Origin of the sequence: Parahaemophilus parainfluenzae (assembly GCF_001055095.1) — a bacterium.
Classification (GTDB): domain Bacteria; phylum Pseudomonadota; class Gammaproteobacteria; order Enterobacterales; family Pasteurellaceae; genus Haemophilus_D; species Haemophilus_D parainfluenzae_Z.
This window is the reverse complement of record NZ_JVHG01000015.1, coordinates 178,967-202,285: the sequence shown is the minus strand read 5'-3', so window position 1 is coordinate 202,285 and position 23,319 is coordinate 178,967. Positions and strand designations below refer to the sequence as shown.

Below are 23,319 nucleotides of genomic sequence, written 5' to 3'. Positions count from 1 at the left end.
ATTAAATTCGATCATTTGCACTTAAAAGACATAAAAGTGCGGTTAAGTCAGCAAAGTTTACCACAATTTGCGCTTGTTGTTGCACCTTCGGTTTGGCATGAAATGCCACGCCTAATCCGGCGACATTCATCATCGCCAAATCATTAGCGCCATCACCAATAGCAAGGGTATTTTGTCGTGGAATGTTGTATTCTTCAGCGAGTTTTTGCAAGGTATTCGCTTTGTATTGCGCATCGACTACGCTACCTTTTACATTGCCGGTAAGCGTGCCATCAATAATTTCAAATTGATTAGACGCCGCAAAATCGAGGTTTAATAAACTTTTTAAATAATCGGCGAAATAGGTAAAACCACCAGAAGCAATGGCGGTTTTCCAACCATGTTGTTGTAATGTCTTAATGGTTTCAATTAAGCCAGGCATTAACGGTAATTTTTCACGCACTTGTTGCAAAATAGTTTCTGGCGCGCCTTTAAGTGTTCCCACTCGACGGCGCAAACTTTGTTCAAAATCAAGCTCGCCACGCATTGCGCTTTCAGTAATGGCAGAAACTAATTCACCCGTGCCAGCCAGTTTAGCAATTTCATCAATGCATTCAATTTGAATGGCAGTAGAATCCATATCCATTACCAATAAACCTTTTTCTGATAATTTTGCATCAAAATCCAGTTTGGCGATGTCTAATTGCAGGTCATGAGCATGGGCAATAAAATCGGCTAGCCATTTGCCTTTTAAAAGGACAACGGTATTTTTTTCAACGTTCCATGCATCAAAACACTGGAAAGACTGACCGCACTTTTGTTGGAATTCGAATAATTTGGCTAAATTCAGGGTTGTGCCGTATAAAATAAACGCATGCGTTTCATTGGAATGAGGCAAATCAGACGAAAGTGCGGTGGGGAATTGGGGATATTTTTGGGTAATACTTGCAAGGTTTTGAATTTGCATAGAAAATCCTGTAAATTGTGAATACTCATCTATTCTAGCCGATCTTGGCGAAAAAATGGAAAAACAACGTGCAATTAATTAAAGAAAAACTTCAAAAATCACTGATGTTTGGGCTCATCGTGCTGCTTTGTATCGGTGCCATGGCGGTGATTTTGTTTGGTGTGAAACAATTTAAGATTGGTTCACAGCTTTCAAGTGTGAATCAAGTAGCGAATTTATCGCATACTTTGGTTCGTCAGCAAGCCAATTTATTTTCAGTTTTATTAACTAATAATGCGAAATCCGATCAGCTCGTCGAAAATTTAGATAATTTAGTTAAAGAAAACTTTGTACTCGATGCGACCATTTATGATTATAACGGCAAGGAATTGGCACAAAGTACCAATACTGGCAATCTTCGTGAACAACTTGGCCTAGAACATAAAAATGAAGGTGAGTTTTCAACACAGCAAATTGTTGAGCCAATTTATTCTGCTTCCAATAATGCCGTTCGTGGCTTTTTGCGTGTGACGTTTGACGCCCAATATGCTCAAACAACACAGAACAAAATCAATCAAGTCTTTCACCGCTTATATGGTGAAATTGTCGTGGTCTTTTTATTAGGCGCGTTATTTGCCAGTTCCATTCATTATTTTTTAAGTCATTATCGTCGAACATATCGAAAACCAGTGGAAACTAAAACGGTAGTTAATTTACAAGGTAAATCGAGTAGCCAGCGTTTTCATCAACGTCGTCGTAGAATTTGATCAAGGTAAATAAAATTGCAGATATTGCTCAAGTCAATCAGTAAATAGGTTAGAATACTCGGAATTATTTAGATAGGAGAAAAACATGGCAACTCGTAGACAACTCGCCAACGCAATTCGTGCGCTATCAATGGATGCAGTACAAAAAGCAAAATCAGGCCACCCAGGTGCACCAATGGGAATGGCGGATATCGCTGAAGTACTATGGCGTGATTTCTTAAAACATAACCCAAACAATCCTAAATGGGCTGATCGCGACCGTTTTGTGCTTTCTAACGGCCACGGTTCAATGTTGATTTATAGCTTATTACATTTAACAGGCTACGATCTTTCTATCGAAGATTTAAAACAATTCCGTCAATTACATTCTAAAACCCCAGGCCATCCAGAATATGGTTATGCACCAGGTGTTGAAACCACAACGGGTCCGTTAGGCCAAGGTATCACTAATGCAGTGGGTATGGCGATTGCTGAGAAAACATTAGCAGGTCAATTTAACCGTGAAGGCCATGAAATCGTAGACCACCACACTTATGTGTTCTTAGGTGATGGCTGTTTAATGGAAGGGATTTCTCATGAAGCTTGCTCTTTAGCAGGTACATTAGGTCTTGGTAAATTAATCGCATTCTACGATGACAACAATATTTCGATTGATGGTCATGTTGATGGTTGGTTCAGTGATGATACGGCAGAACGTTTTGAAGCTTATGGCTGGCAAGTAATCCGCAATGTGGATGGTCACGATGCAGAACAAATTCGCGCTGCAACCATTCTTGCTCAAGCAGAAAAAGAAAAACCAACTTTAATTATTTGTAAAACTATCATCGGTTTTGGTTCACCAAATAAATCAGGTTCTCATGATTGTCACGGTGCACCATTAGGTGATGAAGAAATCGCATTAACTCGTAAAGCACTAGGCTGGGAATATGGTCCATTTGAAATTCCGGCTGAGTACTATGCAGAATGGTCTGCGAAAGAAAAAGGCGCTGCAGCAGAAAAATCTTGGGAAGAAAAATTTGCCGCTTATGCAAAAGCATATCCTGAACTTGCTGCAGAATTTACACGTCGTGTAAACGGTGAATTACCAGCAAATTGGGCAGCAGAATCTAAAGCGTTCATTGAAAAATTACAAGCCAACCCTGCAAGTATTGCAAGCCGTAAAGCATCACAAAATGCAATCGAAGCTTATGCACATGTATTACCTGAATTCTTAGGTGGCTCTGCAGACTTAGCAAGCTCTAACTTAACGTTATGGAGCGGTTCTAAACCAATTCGTGCACACGAAAACGTAGGTGGTAACTACCTTAACTATGGTGTGCGTGAGTTCGGTATGTCAGCGATTATGAATGGTATTGCTTTACACGGAGGGTTCATTCCTTACGGCGCAACCTTCTTAATGTTCTACGAATATGCACACAATGCGGTGCGTATGGCGGCATTAATGAAACAACGTGCTTTATTCGTTTATACTCATGACTCGATCGGTTTAGGCGAAGATGGTCCAACTCACCAACCAGTTGAGCAAACCACCTCATTACGCTTAATTCCAAATCTTGAAACATGGCGTCCTTGTGACCAAGTGGAGTCAGCTATCGCATGGCAACAAGCGGTTGAACGTCAAGATGGCCCAAGTGCGTTGATTTTTACCCGTCAAAACTTAGCACAAATGGACCGCACTTCTGCACAATTAGATGCAGTTAAACGTGGTGCTTATGTATTAAAAGACTGTGAGGGAACACCTGAGTTAATCTTCATTGCGACAGGTTCTGAAGTGGAATTAGCAGTGAAAGCAGCAGATGTATTGACTGCTGAAGGTAAAAAAGTACGTATTGTTTCTATGCCAAGCACTAACCGTTTCGACAAACAAGATGCAGCGTACCGTGAAAGCGTATTACCTGCAGCGGTAACCAAACGTGTTGCGATTGAAGCGGGCATTGCGGACGTCTGGTATAAATACGTTGGCTTTGAAGGTCGTGTAGTGGGCATGAATAGCTTCGGCGAATCAGCACCTGCGGATCAATTATTCAAACTCTTTGGTTTCACTGTAGATAACGTGGTGGCAAAAGTAAAAGAGATTTTATAATTATAAAAATAGATAAGGGCAGGTCATTACCTGCCTTTCTTTTTTGATTTAAAAAAAGTGCGGTCAAAAAATAAGAAAATTTTTGACCGCACTTTGTTTTTATCTGCTTTCACCTTGTTATCTAAGCCTTTTTTCGTCAATCCATTGAGTTAGCCTTTCAAGTTTGCTAAAATTCGCAACACTTTTTGCGATAAAAAATAAAACGTAAAAAGTGAGTTCGGAAGAAGGTAGCTGGAGAGTAGGGAATTGCCCCTACGCCGACGAGGTAAAATCTTTCAGGCGCAATTGCAAGATTGCAGGGACTGTTACTGGACGAACCCTTGGAGAGATCCATTGCATTTATTGATGTAAATGGACGCCGAAGGCGCAAAAGAGCGGTCGACTTTTCGATTGTTTTCCAAACGCTCAGGCAAAAGGACAGGGGCAAAAGACAATCCGTATTATCAAAAATATTTCTATCGGGATTCTTCTTGTCTCCTTGTCGAGTTTATTTGTATTTTAAGCGACGAGGAATCATCAATGTCATTACAGACAATCTTATCGGCTATTAGTAGCTTTATATGGGGACCGCCCCTACTTATTCTTTTGTCCGGAACAGGACTTTATCTCACCCTTCGTTTAGGCTTCTTACAAATTCGTTATTTGCCTCGTGCCTTGGGTTATTTATTTGCTCGTGGTGCGAATAAAGGCAAAGGGGATGTGTCTTCTTTTGCGGCACTTTGTACGGCATTGGCCGCAACTATCGGGACCGGGAATATCGTCGGCGTAGCTACCGCAGTACAAGCGGGTGGCCCAGGCGCAATTTTTTGGATGTGGTTGGTTGCATTATTAGGCATGGCAACCAAATATGCAGAATGTTTGCTTGCTGTGAAATATCGTGTACGCGATAAATATGGTTTTATGGCTGGTGGGCCAATGTACTACATTGAACGTGGTCTTGGTATCAAATGGTTAGCGAAATTATTTGCGCTATTTGGGGTGTTGGTGGCCTTCTTCGGTATCGGTACTTTCCCTCAAGTGAATGCGATTACATATGCAATGCAAGACACCTTTAATGTACCTGTTGTGATTACTGCAACAGTGGTGACCGTATTGGTCGCCATGATTATTCTCGGTGGGGTAAGACGTATTGCGAGAGCATCTGCAGTCATTGTGCCTTTTATGGCGCTTGGTTATGTAACGACTTCAATTATCATCTTAATCGTTAATTACGACAAATTGCCTACTGCAATTGCATTAATTATTCAGAGTGCGTTTAATCCACAAGCAGCTTTAGGCGGAGCAGTTGGTTTTACCGTGATGAAAGCGATTCAATCAGGTGTGGCACGTGGTATTTTCTCAAATGAATCTGGTTTAGGGAGTGCGCCTATTGCAGCTGCTGCGGCACAAACGAAAGAGCCTGTTCGCCAAGGTTTAATCTCAATGACAGGAACATTTTTAGATACCATCATCGTATGTACGATGACGGGCTTAGTGCTTGTGATTACGGGAGCATGGAGTAATCCTGAGCTTTCAGGCGCAAGCGTGACTAACTATGCTTTTGCACAGGGTTTAGGCACATCAATCGGTGCAACGATTGTAACCGTTGGCTTATTATTCTTTGCTTTTACCACAATTTTAGGTTGGTGTTACTACGGTGAACGTTGTTTCCTTTACCTAGTTGGTATCCGTGGTATTAAAGTATATCGCTTCGTGTTTATTGTTCTGGTTGGGGCAGGCTCATTCCTGACTTTAGATTTAATTTGGATCTTAGCGGATATTGTGAATGGTTTAATGGCCTTCCCGAACTTAGTTGCATTAATTGGTTTACGCAAAGAGATTATTTCAGAAACCAAAGATTACTTTGAACGTTTAAAAGCAACGCAACATGATCAAGATGAATTAGCCTAATTTATCTCATAAAAAGAAAAGGGAAGCCGAGTGCTTCCCTTTGTTGTTTACAGCTTTACATCATAACAAGTTTACACGGAAATGAAATCACATTTTTTCAGAAATTAGATCCCGATCATATTTTTGAACATTTGTTTTTTTATTTACCTAAAAGCACTTGAAAAAGTGGTTCAAGGTCGATATGTTGTTACTAAAGATGAACGGAACCGAAGGGTTCATTTAAGCAAAAGAGGTAAATGCTATGACACTCAATATCACAAGTAAACAAATGGAAATCACTCCTGCAATTCGTGAACATGTGGAGGGAAGACTTGCAAAATTAGAGAAATGGCACACTCAACTGATTAGCCCGCATTTTGTTTTAAGTAAAGTACCAAACGGCTTTTCTGTAGAGGCTTCAATTGGAACTCCATTAGGTAATCTGTTAGCCACTGCAACGGCTGATGATATGTATAAAGCGATCAATGAAGTCGAAGAAAAATTAGAACGTCAATTAAATAAACTTCAACATAAAGGCGAATCCCGCCGAGCAGATGAGCGTTTGAAAGATTCTTTTTAAAATCGAGAATAATGAGTAAATAAAAGGGCGAACACGATGTTCGCCCTTTTTTATTGGAATAATGGGTTAAAAACGAATTTCAACAGATGCGGCAAAATTACGTCCAGGCGCATAAAAACGCTCTAAACCTTTTCCTTCTTTATCAACAGAATCAGTCGTACTTATTTTGTTAATACCACGTAGGGTATCCCAAGTGTGATATTTACGATTGAATAAGTTATAAAGTCCCGCGCGTAGCGTGATATTTTGATTGATTTTATAGAAACCATACAGATCAAATAGCACAGCAGAATTATTAAGATAAGGGTAAGTTTTTACTTCTCTAACAAAGTTGGTTGAGTATTGTACTATTTGGGCATCTTTTGCTTTTTTCGCGCCAAGATAGCTAGCTTTGACGTTAACTCCCCAGCGATCATTTGGATCTTCATAGCCAATTCCTAAAATCACTTTAATAGGTTGAATGGAGAGTAAGCTTGCTTCAGTGCCATTAAGTTTCCCTTTGGCATAACCGAGATTTGCTGTAAATTTCCAACCTTGCGGAATAGCTGAAATAATCTGATCTAAATTAATTTTACTCGTGAATTCCACACCAGAAATACGAGCTCGGTCGATGTTAACTGCTTTCTGAGCGATTGTTGTGTAATAAGCTTGTTGACCATAACTTGCACTATAGGCATTGTAATACGGGTTACGTTTTTTATACGTTGATTCTTGCTCAGTTAAGAAGTTTTTATAACGAGTATGATAAAACGTTAATCCAAATGAGCCTAACTGGTGGTCAGCTTGAATATAAATAGATTGATTTAGTGCTTGTTCTGCTTTTAAATCAGGGTTTGGTATCCAGTTACCGGCAGGATGTTCGAAAGAGAAATACATTTCTGAAGCAGTTGGAATACGGAAACCAGTAGAAATGTTATAGCCTATTTTCCAAATATCATTAAGCTGAGCATCTAATCCAAATGAGCCACTTAAACTTTGGAAGGTATTTGATGCAGGTTTACTGCTGCAAGCTCTACAAAAAGCTTTTAAATCTTGTGGCACTAATTCATCCCAATCATAACGAATTCCTAATTGACTTGAAAAGATATCATTCCATATCACATTGTCTTGTAATTGAGCAAAGAATGAACGGGTTCTGACAGGGTGTTGAATTGATTCACTATCTTTTGCACTGCTGCCGTCAGTATTTATATTTGGATATTCATGCTCATTACGATTATCAAAATCTTTTTGTGAAATACCGGTTCTTAGCGTAAATTGATGGATACCAAATCTAGTTTCCCATGGCATGAGCTCGGCTCGCAGAGAGGCTCTCATAAAGCGACTATTCATGCTGGTATCCTGAATTTCGATTAAATCTTTTCCTGAATATGCAGTAAAATCAGCATTATAGCGATATCCACCTTTGTAGTTTTCTGAACCAATATTTGTTTTTTGAAAATCTAATTCAGTTTTTAGGTAACTTAACCATTTACTGTTTTCTGGAAAATATTCGTAGGCAATATTGGCATTATAGCGTTTACTTATATCATTGGATTCACGCCAGAGCCCTGCCAGCTGGTAAGATTTTTCATCAACAAAGTTATTTGCTTTTTGTGCATTAAATGATGCACTTACACGTTGTGTCCGAGTAATAAAATAACCGATTTTAGCTAAGTAGCTATGGTTTTTATGATGTGATGGGTCTGGGATACCGCGAGCGTTACCTACGATATCCTGACCTTTTCCACGGCTTTTCATTTCATATCCATGGCGATAGGAATAGAGTAAGGCTGCATCAAATTTGTCATCTTTATAAGCAACCCCTAAAGTATGCGTCCATTCACTATTTTTGCTGGCATAACCATTTTTAAGCAATACACCCCATTTTTTATTTGGTAGAATGATATCATCAGCACCTAAGGTTCGATAGTTAACGGAACCTCCTATCGCACCACTACCTGAATTGAAAGAATCTGCTCCTCGCATAATATCAATACCCTGTACTAATTCTGGATCGATACTTAGACGAGAGCTATTAAAATTACCGTAACGTGCATATAGTGAATTTTCTTCTGATTCGGGTAAATTGACGCCATCAACACTGATACCAACACGATTTCCTTCAACGCCACGCATTGCAAAACCTTTGTTACGACGGCCATTATCACTAATGCCAACATCAGTAGCATAACGAACTAAGTCATAGTTATCTGAAATCAGTTCTTCTTGAATTGCTTTACGCGTTTTTTTTATTTGATTTGCTTTGACCTCAGAAGCATTGGCATCAACAGTAATTGTATCTAATGTAGTTTGCTCTTCTGCATAAGCGTGCACAGCAAAAGCGACACAAAGTGCACCTAAAGAAAGTGGAAATTTATGAATCATATTTTTACCTGAAATATTATTTTGATTTAGTAGAATCTGGAGCAAAGTTTACAAAATTTAAATAAATCTTACAATGGTATTGAAAATTATTTTCATTTCATTTAAATTGTGCAAAGTCATCATTTAGTCTAAAAAAAACAAGATAATAAGGATCCTTTTATGAACAAAATTAAACTTTCCATCATTGCGCTTTCCTGTGTTATGGCATTAGGTGCTTGTTCTTCTAGTTCAAAAGGTGGCTCAGATAATTCTGAGCAGATTCGCCAAGTTGAGACTGAATTAAATCAAAGAATCACAGAAGCGAATAAGAAAGCTGAAGCAGCTACAAAAAAAGCCGAGGACTCTTTGAAAAAAGCAGAAGAGTCTGTGAAAAAAGCAGATGAGTCTATAAAAAAAGCAGAAGTGGCAATCAAGGTAGTTCAAAGCAATGGCAATCAAACTGAAGAAGAGAAAAAAGCAACTGAAGCTGCGATAAAAGCGGCTGAAGCCGAGAGAAAAGCTGCAGAGGAAGCCCAAAAATCAGCAGAGGAAGCCAAAAAAGCTGCAGAGGAAAGATTAAAGCAACTAGAAAATCTAAAAGCTGATGAAAAGGCACGAATTCCATTGAGTGATAAGATCTTTGGTGGTATTAGTGGAGAAATGAAAGATGCTATTTCTGGTGGCACAATAAATCTTGCAAAAAATGAGCTAAATTCTGCATTAACAAATGATATTCGTGATCTAGCAATTAGAGATAAAGACGGTAAATTTGTGTATATATCTGTTGTTAGAAGAGCTAATATAGATCCAGAAGGCTTTGACGAAGAATACCGTGACCCATATCATATGGTAAAAGAGGGGCAGAGTATTTTAAGTAATTCTGATTTTCAATCTAGTGCATTTGGTACATATTTTGATAATTTAACTGATAATCAATATTTCTACGCTCAAGGAAATCCAACAGCACTTGCACAAATCCCGACAGCAGGCAAAGTAGAGTACGATGGCGGTGCGGCTTATAAGAAAGATGGAGATGATAGTCAAAGAACTGGAATGACTGCTACAGCAGATTTTGCTAACAAAGTTATTGATATTAATATCAAAGAAAAACCTAATTTCGTACCAGGAATGAACTTTGGCGGTAAAATTACGGGTAATAGCTTTGCTGGTGAAGTAAATGGCATTAAAACCCAAGGAGGTTTCTTTGGTGAAAATGCACAAGAAATGACAGGCTTATTTACGAATGAAGCAGATCAGTCTCGTGGTGCATTCGGTGGTATTAAGCAATAATATCTAATAACAAATAATAAAAGGGCGAACATGATGTTCGCCCTTTTTTAGATATCTTGAATCACTAATTGTAATGCATGTCGTTGGAATTGTTTTGCTTTACGGTGTTTTAAGCGTCTTAAACGCAAGTTGCGTGAAGCAGAGATATCTCTTGATGCTTTTTTCTTTAAAAAAGTTTTTCTTTTTAACATCTTTTTCTCCTTGTTTTCTTTGAGTTCAATAAAACGTTGCTTTTTCTGACCGCACTTACTCTGTTGCAGTCGCTTGGTTTTCTTGAACGCGATGATAATTCACAATGCTGTTCATGTAACGGCGAATATTCTCGACATATTGATAGGCTTCATAGCCGCGAGCGTAGCCATATTTTAAATTTGAATAATGACGCTTTTCCGATAATAGTTGAAGATTATTTTTTACATCTAACCAGTTATCAGGATTGCCACCTAATTTTTTAGTTAGTCGACGAGCATCTAAAATATGCCCTAATCCCATATTATATGCTGCTAAAGAATACCAAATTCGATCCTCTTCTGGAATACTGTCTGGCATTTGATCGAGTAGCCAATGCAGATATTCTGATCCTGCCTTAATACTTTGTTCGGCATCCGTGCGATTATTAATATTCATCCGCACAGCCGTATCTTTGGTGAGCATCATCATTCCACGTACGCCAGTTGGAGAGGTGGCATAAGGGTCCCAATGCGATTCTTGATAGGCCACCGCTGCTAATAATCGCCAGTCTAAATTCCCTTTGTATTTTTCAAAGAGCGGTTGATATTGAGGCAGAATTTTTTCAACCGCCTCTAAATAAGCCTGAGTATCTACATAATCAAAGGCAGTAATATGGCGGAAATATTTTTCCTCAATACGATCAATTAATCCCGTTTCCATGGCATTATTCATAAAATCCAATAAGCCTGCTTGTAGCTCATTATAGGATTGATTGGAAAGATACCAATGCACGGTCATTTCATCGGTTAAGTCAAATGCAATTGCTAAGTTAGGGCGAATTTGTTGTGCTGCTGCCACATCAATACTATTTGCAATGGTATAAGGAATTTTGCCTTCCGCCACTTGAATTAATAATTCCTCTTGGGTTAATTGCTTGTTATTCTGCCATTTAAGTGCAGGAAGTTTTTTCTGTGCAAGGGATAATAATTTTTCTAAGTCTTCTCCCGCAGAAATAATAATTTCTTGCTGGACTTGCGCTAAATCTTTCGGGCGATTTTCACCTTTTTTATATACAAGCTGCCAAGAGGCGGAAGTATAAGATGGCCCTAACTGAAATTTTTCTGCCCGTTGAGGCTGGAACAAAAGATTCGCAGCGGCGATATCAATATTATTGTTCTCTAATTCATTAAAAAGTTGATCGTTATTTTCTAAGGTTTTAATTTGTAAGCGAACCCCTAAATAATCAGCAAAGTTTTTTGCTAATTCGTATTCCAAGCCTGATTCGCCTTCATTCCCAATAAAATAGTAAATGGGATTATTAATGGTGCCGACAATCAGGCTACCACGATTTTTGATCGTGGTGTAAGGGTTTTGCTCCGATTGCATAATTTTTTGCCAAGGGAAGACCATATCAATTGCCCAAAGTAATAATGCAAAAGCAGCAATAATACGTAAAAATAGACCTTTCAATAGATAAACCTTATAAATTGAGATAAGAGACGATTGTAACGAGAATTAAGACAATAAAAAAGCCCCTTTTACTTCAAGGGGCTGTTAAATAAGGATTAACGTTGGCGATCTCGGCGACCACGTTCGTTAAAAGTGCGGTCATTTTTATCGTTAAATTTACGTTGACGACGCTCACCATTACGTTCACCACGGAAGCGATCTTGGTCTCGGTCTCCACGTTCATTATGGCGACCTTTTCCACCAAAGTCATTGCCACCACGTCTGTTGTCTGACTGTGCTGCGCCCATAAAGCTCATTTGCATTTGTTTATTTAAAACGCGAGTTTTACCGAATTGTTGAAGCAATTCTTTTGGCATACCTTGTGGTAATTCAACGGTAGAGTAGTCATCATAAAGTTTGATATGGCCAATGTAACGGCTGTTAATATCACCTTCATTTGCGATCGCACCTACGATATGACGCACTTCTACACCATCTGCACGACCTACTTCGATACGATATAAATCCATCGGCTGTGGTGTGCCGTAGCCTTTACGTTCACCACGACGTTCAGCTGAACGTGGGTTTTCACGGCGATCACCGCGATCATGACGGTCACGACGACGTTTATCCATCGGAGGATCAGGTGGAAGAATCAGTTTTTGTTTTCCTTGAAGCAACATCAACATCGCTGCAGCAATATCTTCTTGATCCTGATCCGCGGTAAATAAATCTTCCAATAGGCTACGATACATTTCAAGATCATGATGTTCCAATTGTTTGGTAATCTTGTCTTGGAATTTTTTACGACGACAGGCTTGCAACACTTCATGATTTGGTAATTCAACTTCATTGATTGGTTTTTTCATCAAGTGTTCGATATTACGAAGTAAACGGCGTTCACGTGGTTCAACGAATAACAATGCACGACCAGAACGACCTGCACGACCGGTACGGCCGATACGGTGAACGTAAGACTCTGCATCAAGCGGGATGTCATAGTTCACTACAAGGCTGATTCGTTCAATATCAATACCGCGCGCAGCCACATCGGTTGCAACAACGATATCAAGGCTACCATTACGTAAGCGATCTAAGGTTTGCTCACGTAATTGCTGAGTCATATCACCGTTTAATGCCGCAGCACGGAAACCGTGTTTTTCTAATAATTCGGTCACATCAAGTGTGCCTGTTTTAGTACGGGTAAAAATGATTGCCGCATCAAACTCTTCCACTTCTAAGAAGCGTAATAACGCATCATTTTTACGGAAACCTTGAACATACCAACAATTTTGTTCAATATCCGGTGCATTATCGTTATTTACTTTGATTTTCACTTCTTGTGGATTGTTCATGAAGCGTTTTGTGATACGACGAATTGGCTCAGGCATGGTTGCTGAGAAAAGGGCCGTTTGGTGCTCTTCCGGTAATTCAGCCATAACAGTTTCTACATCATCAATAAAGCCCATGCGAAGCATCTCATCGGCTTCATCAAGTACGATAGCTCTTAACTCAGAAAGATTTAATGTGTTACGACGGATATGATCCAAAATACGACCCGGTGTACCTACAACAACTTGTGCACCTTGTTTTAATGCACGTAATTGAATGTCATAGCGTTGACCACCATAAAGGGTCACGATGTTGATGCCTTTTGCATATTTCATGAAGTGTTCACAAGCATCCGCAACTTGAATGGCAAGTTCACGCGTTGGTGCCATCACCAATAATTGTGGATGTTTTGCGGCAGGATCAATTTTTGCCAAAATAGGTAAAGAGAATGCGGCAGTTTTACCACTACCGGTTTGTGCCATACCCAGTACATCTCTGCCTTCTAAAAGAGCAGGAATACAAGCTTGTTGAATTGGCGAAGGTGTTTCAAAACCAAGGTCAGAAACGGCTTTTAGAATGAATTCAGGCAAGCCTAAATCATTAAAAGTGATTTTGTCTGTCATTAAAATACTCGAATGTAAGTAAGGAAAGCTCAATTTCGCTTTCAGGTTTATTTGTTACAAAAGAAAGAGGCAAGTCTAAAAAACAGCAGTTTTTGTGACCGCACTTTTTTCTTCTTTTTCGTCTTCAGTTTGAGCCGGTTTCAATTTCATCAGCTCTAACACGGCAAAACGATACTCAACAAAGTTATACACCTGATTCGCAATAGCAAGTTTGAATAAAGCCGCCGCTTCATCAACTTGCCCCAAATTGAGTTTTTGTTTTGCTAGATAAAAGTAGGTTTCGGTTAATATTTCTGCATATTGTTGCGAGTTTTCTGCAAATTTGGTTGCCCGCTCTTGCAAGTCACTCACAGAAATATTACCTAAATAGTATTGAACGATATTGGTTCCCCAGAAGTCCTTAGATAGCCCTTTAGCTCGTTCAACAAGGTTGGCATGGGCTTCTTGTGGTTTTAATTTTTGTTCGTTCAAATAGAGCCAGAGTACGCGATAGGGATCTTTGGTATCGGCTTCGTAAAACTTCATCAAATCGTCTTCAGCAAGATTATAGCGTTCGACGTAATAAAAATTTAAACCACGATTAAGGTGGGTATAGTCATAACTTGGATCCAACTCAAACACCGCATTAAAGGTTTCTAATGCGCTGTCGTAATCTTCTTCAAGCAGTAAGTAAAGCCCTAAGTAATTATAAACGGAAGCCATCTTTGGCTGTAACGCAAGGGCTTGTGTAAAGTCATAACGTGCGAGGCCCCATAAACCGAGGGAATCATATAAAACGCCACGTTCAAAGTGAAGCGTCGCTCGTTCTTCATTACTCATTTTACCAACTAATAAAACTTGCCCGATTCGGGTAATCATCACTTCTTGCTCGAAGTGCGTATTCGGCGTTTGATCCGCGAGTACGACTTTATTTGGTGCGACAAACACGTTTCCCGATTGCACACAACCGGAAATAAATAAAGTCAGACTTAGGCTAGATAATGAAACTAGAAAACGGAATAACCGAAAATATTGCATTGTTTTATAAGTTAGTTTGATAATCAAAACGGGTGTGTAAACTAAATTCACACACCCTGTGAGATTATTCTTGTTCTTCTGAAATATCTTCTGCAGGTGCAGATTCTGCTTCAGTTTCTTGTTTTGGTGCAAGATCTTTCATGGTTAAGCGGATACGACCTTGACGATCGATTTCAACCACTTTAACCGTTACTTCTTGACCCACTTGAAGATAATCACTCACTTTCTCTACACGCTCTTCGGCGATTTGAGAAATATGAACTAAACCTTCTTTATTTCCAACGATAGCGACGAATGCACCAAAGTCAGCAAGACGAGTTACTTTACCTTTGTAAATTGCGCCCGCTTCAACTTCAGCAACGATTTCTTCAATACGTGCCATCACATTTTTCGCTGCACTGCTATCTACTGCAGCAATTTTCACAGTGCCATCATCATCGATATCGATAGAAGTACCGGTTTCTTCAGTTAATGCACGGATAGTTGCACCACCTTTACCGATAACATCTTTGATTTTCTTCGGATCAATTTTCATGGTGTGAATACGCGGCGCGTAGTCAGAAATATCTGCACGTGGTGCAGGAATTGCTTGTTCCATTACGCCAAGAATGTGCATACGTGCACCTTTTGCTTGGTTTAATGCAATTTGCATAATTTCAGGGGTGATACCTTCAATTTTGATATCCATTTGAAGTGCGGTGACACCTTCACGTGTACCGGCCACTTTAAAGTCCATATCACCTAAGTGGTCTTCATCACCTAAAATATCTGAAAGAACCACAAATTTCTCTTCTTCTTTCACTAATCCCATTGCAATACCCGCAACAGCGGCTTTGATTGGAACGCCCGCATCCATTAATGCTAAAGACGCACCACATACAGATGCCATAGAAGAAGAACCGTTAGATTCAGTGATTTCAGACACAACACGCACTACATACGGGAATTCAGCAAGGCTAGGCATAACAGCCGCTACACCGCGTTTTGCTAAACGACCGTGACCGATTTCACGACGTTTTGGTGAGCCAATCATACCGGTTTCACCTACAGAGTATGGAGGGAAGTTGTAGTGGAATAAGAAGTGATCTTGACGTTCACCCGTTAATTCATCAATGATTTGTGCATCACGTTCAGTACCTAAAGTCGCTACGGCTAATGCTTGCGTTTCACCACGAGTGAAAATTGCAGAACCGTGAGTACGAGGTAATACACCAGTGCAAATATCTAATGCACGAACGGTATCAACGGTACGTCCGTCAATACGTGGTTCACCTGCAATGATACGGCCACGAACGATTTGACTTTCAAGTGCGGTGAAAATATCCACGATTTTACCTTCGCTGATTTCTTCATCTTCAGCTGTGATTTGTGCAATCACATCCGCTTTAATCGCATCGATTTGTTCGTAACGTGCTTGTTTTTCAGTAATGCGGTATGCATCGCCTAAACGTGCTTCTGCAATCGCTTTTACTTTGTTGATTAAATCTGTGTTTGGTTGTGGCGCAACCCAATCCCAACGCGGTTTGCCTGCTTCTTTTGCAAATTCTTTGATTGCTTCAATCACAACTTGTTGTTGTTGATGACCGAATACTACCGCCGCTAACATTTGTTCTTCAGTTAAAATATCAGCCTCAGATTCAACCATTAATACGGCTTTGTCAGTACCAGCAACAACTAAGTCCAAACGGCTTTGTTTTTGTTCAGCCATAGTTGGGTTTAATACGAATTGGTTGTCGATAAAACCAACACGTGCTGCACCGATAGGACCATTGAAAGGTACACCAGATAAGGTTAATGCTGCAGAAGCACCGATCATTGCCACTAAGTCAGGGCTGATTTGTGGGTTTACAGAAACTACAGTTGCCACAACTTGGATTTCGTTGAAGAAACCTTCTGGGAATAATGGACGAATTGGACGGTCGATTAAACGTGCGATTAAGGTTTCGCCTTCAGATGGACGACCTTCACGTTTGAAGAAACCACCAGGGATTTTACCCGCCGCATAAGTACGCTCTTGGTAGTTTACGGTTAATGGGAAGAAGTCTTGACCTTCTTTCACATCTTTTTTAGCCACAACAGTCACGAATACCGTGGTATCGTCCATGCTTGCCATGACCGCAGCGGTTGCTTGACGTGCAATCGCGCCGGTTTCTAGAGTAACGGTATGTTGACCGTATTTAAATTGTTTAACAATTGGATTCACAATGTTTTCCTTCAAAATAATATTTAAAACAAAGCTTTATTTTCCAGATTGCGACTAGCAAAAGAAATCTTTCGAAAAAATGACCGCACTTTGGGCGTTTAAAAATCTCTTTTGATAGCCGCACGCTAATACAGAAAATAAAGCTCGCTTATTATACAGAGTTTTAAATTTATTGGTAACTTTATTTAATATAAGCAACTTGTTATCATATTCTCATACAAATACATACGTAAGGAGACACTATGATTATCAGTGCATTAAATAACCCAAATTTCAAAGTGGGTTTACCAAAAGTTATCGCGGACATTTGCGATCATCTCAATACCTTAGATCTTGAAGCATTAGAAAATGGTCGTCATGATTTAAGCGAGCAAGTTTATATGAATGTCATGGAATTTGATACGGTTGAAGCGGATAGCAAACAAGCTGAACTTCATCATAAATATCTAGATATTCAATTACTTATTCGAGGTGAAGAGAATGTTGAAGTAAGCGCGACTTATCCAAACCTCAGCTTATACGATGAATATCGTGATGCCGATGATTACCAACTTACCCCACAAATTGAAGATAAAAGCACCGTAACACTTTTGCCAAAAATGTTTGCCGTCTTTTTCCCTTATGAACCTCATAAACCAGGCTGCACTGTAAACGGCAAATCAAGTTTCGTGAAAAAACTTGTGGTGAAAGTACCGGTAGAGTTAATTTAATTATTTCAATTCATTAAAGCAAAAGTGCGGTCAGAAATTTGAGTGTTTTTCTGACCGCACTTTTTTATTATTTAATCACCGTAATTGACCATTTGGCATCATCAATTTGCTCGAAGTTTGTGACTTCATAACCTTCTTCAGCCGCCCAAGCGGGAATGGCTTCAGTGGCTTGTGTGCAGTCAAATTCAATTTCTAGACCATCGCCTTTATTTAACTTAGCCATGGCTTCCTTAGCTTCAACGAGAGGAAATGGACAAACAAGGCCAAGTGTAGGTAATTTAACGATCATATAAGCTCCTTATGATGCTTTTGCTAATTTTAAACGTTGTGGACGGATAATAGTGAAGTAGGCGGCTACCCAAGTGCCGAGAATCATCAAGGGCAATGAGACCCAACCTTGCCAAGAGAAAAAGGCAGTTTCGACTAGACCGTTACCGATAGAACAGCCACCTGCAAGGGTTGCACCAATACCCATAAGAATACCGCCGAGTCCGCTGCGTAGAATCGTGGTAGCATCCGGTACACGGACACGAAATTCATTGCTTGCTTTAGCGCCGATGAATGACCCGATAAAAATCCCTAAAACTAAGAATACGCCCCAGTTAATAAATTTACCGTCGCCAGTAACGAGGAATTGCATGATATTGGCTGATGGACCCGTGATCCCAAGTCCAAACTCACGACCCGTAGCGACACTGAGTGGCCAAGCGGCAAGAGCGATTAATCCGATTAATACGGCAGAGAAAAATGGATGCCAGCGTTTTTCAAATAATAAGTGGGCAAGTCCTGTTTTCTTTGGTTTTAATGCTGCGACTTTTACGCTTGGTTTGTTGAGATGTTTGTATACATAAAAGGCTGTCACTAAAGTTAATAGTGCCACTAACCACCAAGGGGAAATACCGAATGTATCGTAAATGTTGCGCTGTTCAATATTGATGCTGCGTAAAGTTTTATTGAATTCACCTAATGGACCGGTACGCATGATGGCACTTAATAACATATAAGTGAATAACGCGACCCAACTACCGACTAAACCTTCTGCCGCACGGTACCATGTACCTGTCGCACAACCGCCAGCAAGAACAATGCCGATACCAAATACAAAGGCACCGATAATCACCGCTAAAAAGGCAAAATTTTCAGCTGGATCGACATTTAAAACACCGATTTCTTTTAAGAGGAAGAAACCAATGGATTGCACGGTAATCGCCAATAGAAGGGCTACAAACATTTTGTTATTTTTGGTGACATACATATCGCGAAATGCGCCGGTAATACAAAAACGCCCACGCTGCATCACAAATCCGAGTAAAATTCCGCAAAGTAATCCGGTTAAAAGCATAAATATTCCTTTTTTTTAGAACTAAGTAGGGCAGTATTTTCTAAAAAAAGAAGAAGATAACGCCAATAACTTTTAGCTAGAAAATATGTTTTTTTGATATAAAAAAGTGCGGTCAGAAATTGGTATGTTTTTCTGACCGCACTTTATCGTAAGTTACCACGCTATTAAGGACAGGGTTTACTCACCATAATTTCAATCACTTGGCGATCAATGTGGTGCATACTCTTAGAGGCAATTGAGCATAGATTGTCGATAGTGCGATCGAGATCGTGTTCAACGATGCCTTCGTTACCCGTAACATGGGTTTCATCCATAGCCATGAGTACTGATTTATAGCCGGAAGCCACGCTGGTGGACACTTTCATTGCACAGCTATTGGATGCGCCATCACAGATGATTCCGCTAATATCGCCGATCATACTGCAAATCCCCATACTTACCGTTTCAAATTTCCCCGTAAGTAAATAGGCGATACCCGCACAGCTTCCCATTGAGGCAGTGGTTACTGCACAAAGGGCAGACAGTTTGGGTAATTTACTGTGGATATAAATGGCCATTAAGTGTGATAAGAAGAGGGCGCGGAGACGTTTTTCTTCACTCACGTTTAAATAATCGGCGACCACAACTACGGGCATAGTCGCAGCAATACCTTGGTTACCTGAGCCGGAATTACTCATTGCCGGCAATGTAGCTCCGCCCATACGGGCATCGGAGGCGGCAGTGGTTTCGATCATAATTTTGCTGAGCAAATCATCCGACATTAAACCGCTACCAACTTGTTTGCGTAACGTTCTGCCAATATGTAAACCGTAATTTTCGCGTAATCCTTCGTTAGACAGCGCACGGTTGAGCGCGGCAGCCTGTCCGATAAAACGGATTTTATCGAGCTCAACTTCACAAGAAAATTCAAAGATTTCACGTGCGCTCACCTGTTTGAAAATATCATAAGGATCGCAATCAGCGCATTCATCGTGTTCTTTCTCAAAAATGACCTCGCCATTTTTTTCAATTAAAATGATGTTTGTGTGTTGATCTTGAATGGCTACTTTCACTCGGTCATTATCCGCAAACAACACGGCTTCCGAGTATAAAATATGATCGGTTTGATGAATATCGACATTAACGAGCTTTTTATCAAGCATCGCTTTGGCTTGTGAAACTTGTTCTGGTGTGATGTGTTTTAATACCTCTAATTCACCCCCTGGGTCACCGCCTAAAGCACCAATCGCCGCGGCAATAGGCAAGCCCACCATGCCTGTTCCAGGTACCGCAACGCCTAATCCATTTTTCATTAAGTTTGGTGACACCTTGGCTTCAATACGTTCAGGTGTTTTGCCTAAATATTTAGCTGCCGTTGCTGCTGCAAGCGCCAGAGAGATAGGTTCAGTACAGCCAAGTGCAGGAACGACATCGCGTTCTACAATTTGAATTAATGGTTTTTCGATTTCGTTGAGTCTTTCTTGATTCATAAAATTCTTTTAATTTATTAAATACTGTCTTCTTTCTCTATGACTAATATGCGTGCTTCGCCTTGTGGATGAGCAACATGTTCGGTACCGATATCCGCATAAAAAATATCACCCGTATGGAGTAATACGGCTTTCTCTTGGCCCTCTTCTTTGTAGCGCATTTCCACCGTACCATCCATGACAGCAAAGACTTCTTCACCGTCATTGATATGCCATTTGTAAGGTTTATCTGTCCAGTGAAGACGCACGGAAATGCCATTCATATTGGTAATATCAAGGGCTCCCCAAGCGCGTTCAGCCGTAAATAGGTGACTTCTAATAACTTTATTCATGACTAAATTTGTTAGTGAGCCTCATCCCAGTTTGTACCTTGACCCACATCTACAATCAATGGCACCACTAAATCAGCCGCGCTTTCCATTTGTGTTTTGATGAGCTCGCTATAAAACGCGACTTTTTCTGACCGCACTTCAAACACCAATTCATCGTGCACTTGCATAATCATCTCAATATCGGGATCGTTTTGTAGTTTTTGATCCAATTGAATCATGGCACGTTTGATAATGTCTGCGGCTGTGCCTTGCATTGGTGCATTGATCGCGACACGTTCGGCTGCTTTACGGCGCATACCATTAGAAGAGTTAATATCTGGCAGATATAAACGACGGCCGAATAGGGTTTCTACATAGCCTTGGGCTTTGGCTTTTTCGCGAATATCGTGCATAAAAGTTTGTACGCCCGGATAGCGTTTGAAATACAAATCCATATAGCTCTGAGCATCGGCACGGCCAATACCGAGTTGACGCGATAAGCCAAAGGCTGACATACCGTAAATTAACCCGAAGTTAATCGCTTTAGCATTACGACGTTGTTCGGAAGTCACTTCATCTAGTGAGACACCAAAGATTTCTGCCGCAGTAGAGCGGTGAATATCTTTGCCTTGGGTAAAGGCATTAATTAAGCCCTGATCCTGTGATAGGTGCGCCATAATGCGTAGCTCGATTTGCGAATAGTCGGCTGCCACAACAGTAAAGCCTTCGCGCGCAATAAATGCCTGACGAATACGACGACCTTCTTCATTACGAATCGGAATATTTTGTAAATTCGGATCACTTGATGAAAGACGACCGGTGGCTGTCACCGCTTGATGGTAGGAAGTATGCACTCGACCAGTTTGCGGATTTACCATTTGCGGCAATTTATCAGTGTAGGTGGATTTTAGTTTGCTGAGACCACGATGTTCTACCAACACTTTCGGTAATTCATGACTAAATGCCAGTTCCTCCAATACTTCCTCGTTGGTGGATGGCGCGCCTTTTGGTGTTTTTTGAATAACCGGCAAACCTAATTTATCAAACAAAATTTCCTGTAATTGTTTGGTAGAGGCTAAATTAAATGGCTGTCCCGCCAAGACATAGGCCTGTTCTTCTAATTCACTTAAACGGTTAGCAATTTCGTTGGATTGTAGGAATAGCGCATCGCTATCAATTAAGACACCACGACGTTCCATACGGGAAAGTACACCTAACAACGGCAATTCCATTTCTTTAAAGAGTTTTTCCAGAGTGGGTTCTTTAGAGAGTTTTTCCCATAGCACTTGTTGCAACTTCATTGTCACATCAGCATCTTCTGCCGCGTACTCGGCGGCTTTTTCTAACGGAATTTGGTTAAAAGTCAGCTGATTTTTACCTTTGCCTGCAATCTCTTCAAAAGTGATTGTTTGATGCCCTAAATAACGTTTCGCCAGATCGTCCATATTATGACGCCCCGTGCTATTAAGCACGTAGGATTCGAGCATAGTATCGAAAGCCACACCTTGCACATCGATGCCATTACGGGCGAAGATGGTGAGATCGTATTTGAAGTTTTGCCCGACTTTTTGAATAGCAGGATTTTCTAAAACCGGTTTTAACAGAGCAAGTGCGGTTGTTTTTTCAAGGGTTTTCGGCGCACCTAAATAATCTAATTGCAGCGGTAAATAAGCTGCTTCACCGTTTTCTAACGCAAAAGAAATACCCACTAAGTTGGCAGCCATATAATCTAAATTATCGGTTTCAGTATCTAAGGCAAAAAGTTTAGCTTGCTTGAGTTTTTCCACCCAACGATTTAAATCTGCTTCAGTGAGTAAGGTTTCATAACGGCTACGATCAATTTGAATTGCCGGCAATGATTCATCGCTATTGTCTTGAGCAAGCGCAGGTGTGGCTTTATAATGATTAATTTTAGTCGGTTGTTCGCTGTTATTGGTGATGGAATCAGCACCATTCATCACTTCATTGAGCCAACGTTTAAATTCATAACGGCCGAAATATTCGGTAAGTTGATCGTTATTGCTTGCACCAAGGGTAAGTTGTTCCGGAGTGATATCGAGAGCGACATCGGTTTTGATTGTGGCAAGACGATAGGATAAGTCGGCCATTTCTTTTTCAGCCAATAATTTATCACCTAATTTTTTTGCCCCACGAATTGGCAATTCAGCCACTTTGTCTAAGTTGGCATAAATTTCTGCCATACTGCCGATACCCTGTAAGAGACCGAGAGCCGTTTTTTCCCCCACACCAGCTACGCCTGGAATATTATCGGCGCTATCGCCCATTAGCGCTAAGTAATCAATAATGAGTTCTGGCGGAATACCGTATTTTTCAATCACGGCCTCGCGATCTAATAAGGTGTTATTCATGGTATTGATCAACATAATGTTGTCATCCACTAGTTGCGCCATATCTTTATCACCGGTGCTGATCAAAACTTTTTGATTCGCTTTGGAAGCCGCTACCGCTAAGGTACCGATGACATCATCGGCTTCCACACCTTCAATGACTAAGAGAGGAATGCCAAGGGCACGTATAATATCGTGCAATGGCTGAATTTGTTTGCGTAGATCATCCGGCATCGGTGGACGATGGGATTTATATTGTTCAAACATTTCATCACGGAAGGTTTTACCTTTCGCATCAAAAACCACCGCAATATGGCTCGGTTGCACTTGTGAAATCAGGCTTTTGAGCATATTTAACACACCGTACATAGCACCAGTCGGCTCGCCAGCAGAATTGGTGAGCGGCGGAAAAGCATGAAAAGCACGATATAAATAAGATGAACCGTCCACTAGGACTAATGGATTAGGAGCGATAGTTGGCATA

18 protein-coding genes and 1 riboswitch are annotated in these 23,319 nt (G+C 40.4%); of the genes, 6 read left to right on the top strand and 12 right to left on the bottom strand.

What is annotated here, in order from left to right; genetic code table 11:
* Position 1: 1 nt before the first annotated feature.
* Positions 2-946: a phosphoserine phosphatase gene (serB, locus tag ADA56_RS04845; protein WP_049369568.1), complete on the bottom strand. Its 945-nt coding sequence runs from the start codon at positions 944-946 to the stop codon at positions 2-4.
* A 68-nt stretch (positions 947-1,014) separates the two neighbouring features.
* Here serB and ADA56_RS04840 point away from each other — a divergent pair, with 68 nt between their 5' ends.
* The 4 genes from ADA56_RS04840 to hpf all read left to right on the top strand — a co-directional run bounded on the left by ADA56_RS04840 (position 1,015) and on the right by hpf (position 6,224).
* Entirely contained in the window at positions 1,015-1,692 is a 678-nt protein-coding gene (locus ADA56_RS04840; RefSeq protein WP_032804031.1) for a YtjB family periplasmic protein, read from the top strand.
* 85 nt (positions 1,693-1,777) lie between these two features.
* Positions 1,778-3,775, top strand: a complete 1,998-nt coding sequence (gene tkt, locus ADA56_RS04835) for a transketolase (RefSeq protein ID WP_049369567.1) — start codon at positions 1,778-1,780, stop codon at positions 3,773-3,775.
* A 310-nt stretch (positions 3,776-4,085) separates the two neighbouring features.
* Positions 4,086-4,206, top strand: a riboswitch (glycine riboswitch).
* 88 nt (positions 4,207-4,294) lie between these two features.
* On the top strand, positions 4,295-5,665 hold the full coding sequence (locus tag ADA56_RS04830) for an alanine/glycine:cation symporter family protein (RefSeq protein ID WP_049369565.1): 1,371 nt from the start codon (positions 4,295-4,297) through the stop codon (positions 5,663-5,665).
* Positions 5,666-5,906: 241 nt separating this feature from the next.
* The gene (gene hpf, locus ADA56_RS04825) at positions 5,907-6,224 is read left to right on the top strand and encodes a ribosome hibernation-promoting factor, HPF/YfiA family (protein WP_049369563.1); all 318 of its coding nucleotides are present in this window, start codon (positions 5,907-5,909) and stop codon (positions 6,222-6,224) included.
* Between the two features lie 66 nt (positions 6,225-6,290).
* On the opposite strand, the gene ADA56_RS04820 is transcribed toward hpf, so the two are convergent.
* Positions 6,291-8,591, bottom strand: coding sequence for a TonB-dependent hemoglobin/transferrin/lactoferrin family receptor (locus ADA56_RS04820; RefSeq protein WP_049369561.1), 2,301 nt, complete (start codon positions 8,589-8,591; stop codon positions 6,291-6,293).
* Between the two features lie 159 nt (positions 8,592-8,750).
* Here ADA56_RS04820 and ADA56_RS04815 point away from each other — a divergent pair, with 159 nt between their 5' ends.
* A complete protein-coding gene (locus tag ADA56_RS04815; protein WP_049369559.1) occupies positions 8,751-9,860 on the top strand; it encodes a transferrin-binding protein-like solute binding protein in 1,110 nt (369 codons plus the stop codon).
* 47 nt (positions 9,861-9,907) lie between these two features.
* On the opposite strand, the gene ADA56_RS09850 is transcribed toward ADA56_RS04815, so the two are convergent.
* From ADA56_RS09850 to pnp, 5 genes are all read right to left on the bottom strand, one after another.
* A complete protein-coding gene (locus tag ADA56_RS09850; protein ID WP_005697833.1) occupies positions 9,908-10,051 on the bottom strand; it encodes a hypothetical protein in 144 nt (47 codons plus the stop codon).
* Between the two features lie 55 nt (positions 10,052-10,106).
* A complete protein-coding gene (mltF, locus tag ADA56_RS04810; RefSeq protein WP_049369557.1) occupies positions 10,107-11,501 on the bottom strand; it encodes a membrane-bound lytic murein transglycosylase MltF in 1,395 nt (464 codons plus the stop codon).
* Positions 11,502-11,596: 95 nt separating this feature from the next.
* Positions 11,597-13,435 (bottom strand): DEAD/DEAH box helicase, encoded by a 1,839-nt coding sequence (locus tag ADA56_RS04805; RefSeq protein ID WP_049369555.1) that lies wholly within the window; start codon positions 13,433-13,435, stop codon positions 11,597-11,599.
* 75 nt (positions 13,436-13,510) lie between these two features.
* Positions 13,511-14,452, bottom strand: a complete 942-nt coding sequence (nlpI, locus tag ADA56_RS04800; protein ID WP_049369589.1) for a lipoprotein NlpI — start codon at positions 14,450-14,452, stop codon at positions 13,511-13,513.
* A 64-nt stretch (positions 14,453-14,516) separates the two neighbouring features.
* Complete coding sequence (gene pnp, locus ADA56_RS04795) at positions 14,517-16,655, bottom strand: polyribonucleotide nucleotidyltransferase (protein ID WP_049367217.1); 2,139 nt, start codon at positions 16,653-16,655, stop codon at positions 14,517-14,519.
* Positions 16,656-16,897: 242 nt separating this feature from the next.
* Between pnp and nanQ the strand changes: the two genes are divergently transcribed.
* A complete protein-coding gene (gene nanQ / locus ADA56_RS04790) occupies positions 16,898-17,365 on the top strand; it encodes an N-acetylneuraminate anomerase (RefSeq protein ID WP_014064125.1) in 468 nt (155 codons plus the stop codon).
* A 67-nt stretch (positions 17,366-17,432) separates the two neighbouring features.
* Here nanQ and ADA56_RS04785 read toward each other — a convergent pair whose 3' ends face one another.
* The 5 genes from ADA56_RS04785 to polA form a co-directional block, all read right to left on the bottom strand.
* The gene (locus ADA56_RS04785) at positions 17,433-17,654 is read right to left on the bottom strand and encodes a sulfurtransferase TusA family protein (RefSeq protein WP_005631077.1); all 222 of its coding nucleotides are present in this window, start codon (positions 17,652-17,654) and stop codon (positions 17,433-17,435) included.
* Between the two features lie 9 nt (positions 17,655-17,663).
* Positions 17,664-18,707 (bottom strand): YeeE/YedE family protein, encoded by a 1,044-nt coding sequence (locus ADA56_RS04780; protein WP_049369552.1) that lies wholly within the window; start codon positions 18,705-18,707, stop codon positions 17,664-17,666.
* A gap of 164 nt (positions 18,708-18,871) precedes the next feature.
* Positions 18,872-20,176 (bottom strand): serine dehydratase subunit alpha family protein, encoded by a 1,305-nt coding sequence (locus tag ADA56_RS04775; RefSeq protein WP_005700039.1) that lies wholly within the window; start codon positions 20,174-20,176, stop codon positions 18,872-18,874.
* A 17-nt stretch (positions 20,177-20,193) separates the two neighbouring features.
* Positions 20,194-20,508, bottom strand: coding sequence for a cupin domain-containing protein (locus ADA56_RS04770; protein ID WP_049369550.1), 315 nt, complete (start codon positions 20,506-20,508; stop codon positions 20,194-20,196).
* Between the two features lie 11 nt (positions 20,509-20,519).
* The gene (gene polA / locus ADA56_RS04765) at positions 20,520-23,318 is read right to left on the bottom strand and encodes a DNA polymerase I (protein ID WP_049369548.1); all 2,799 of its coding nucleotides are present in this window, start codon (positions 23,316-23,318) and stop codon (positions 20,520-20,522) included.
* Position 23,319: the final 1 nt, after the last annotated feature.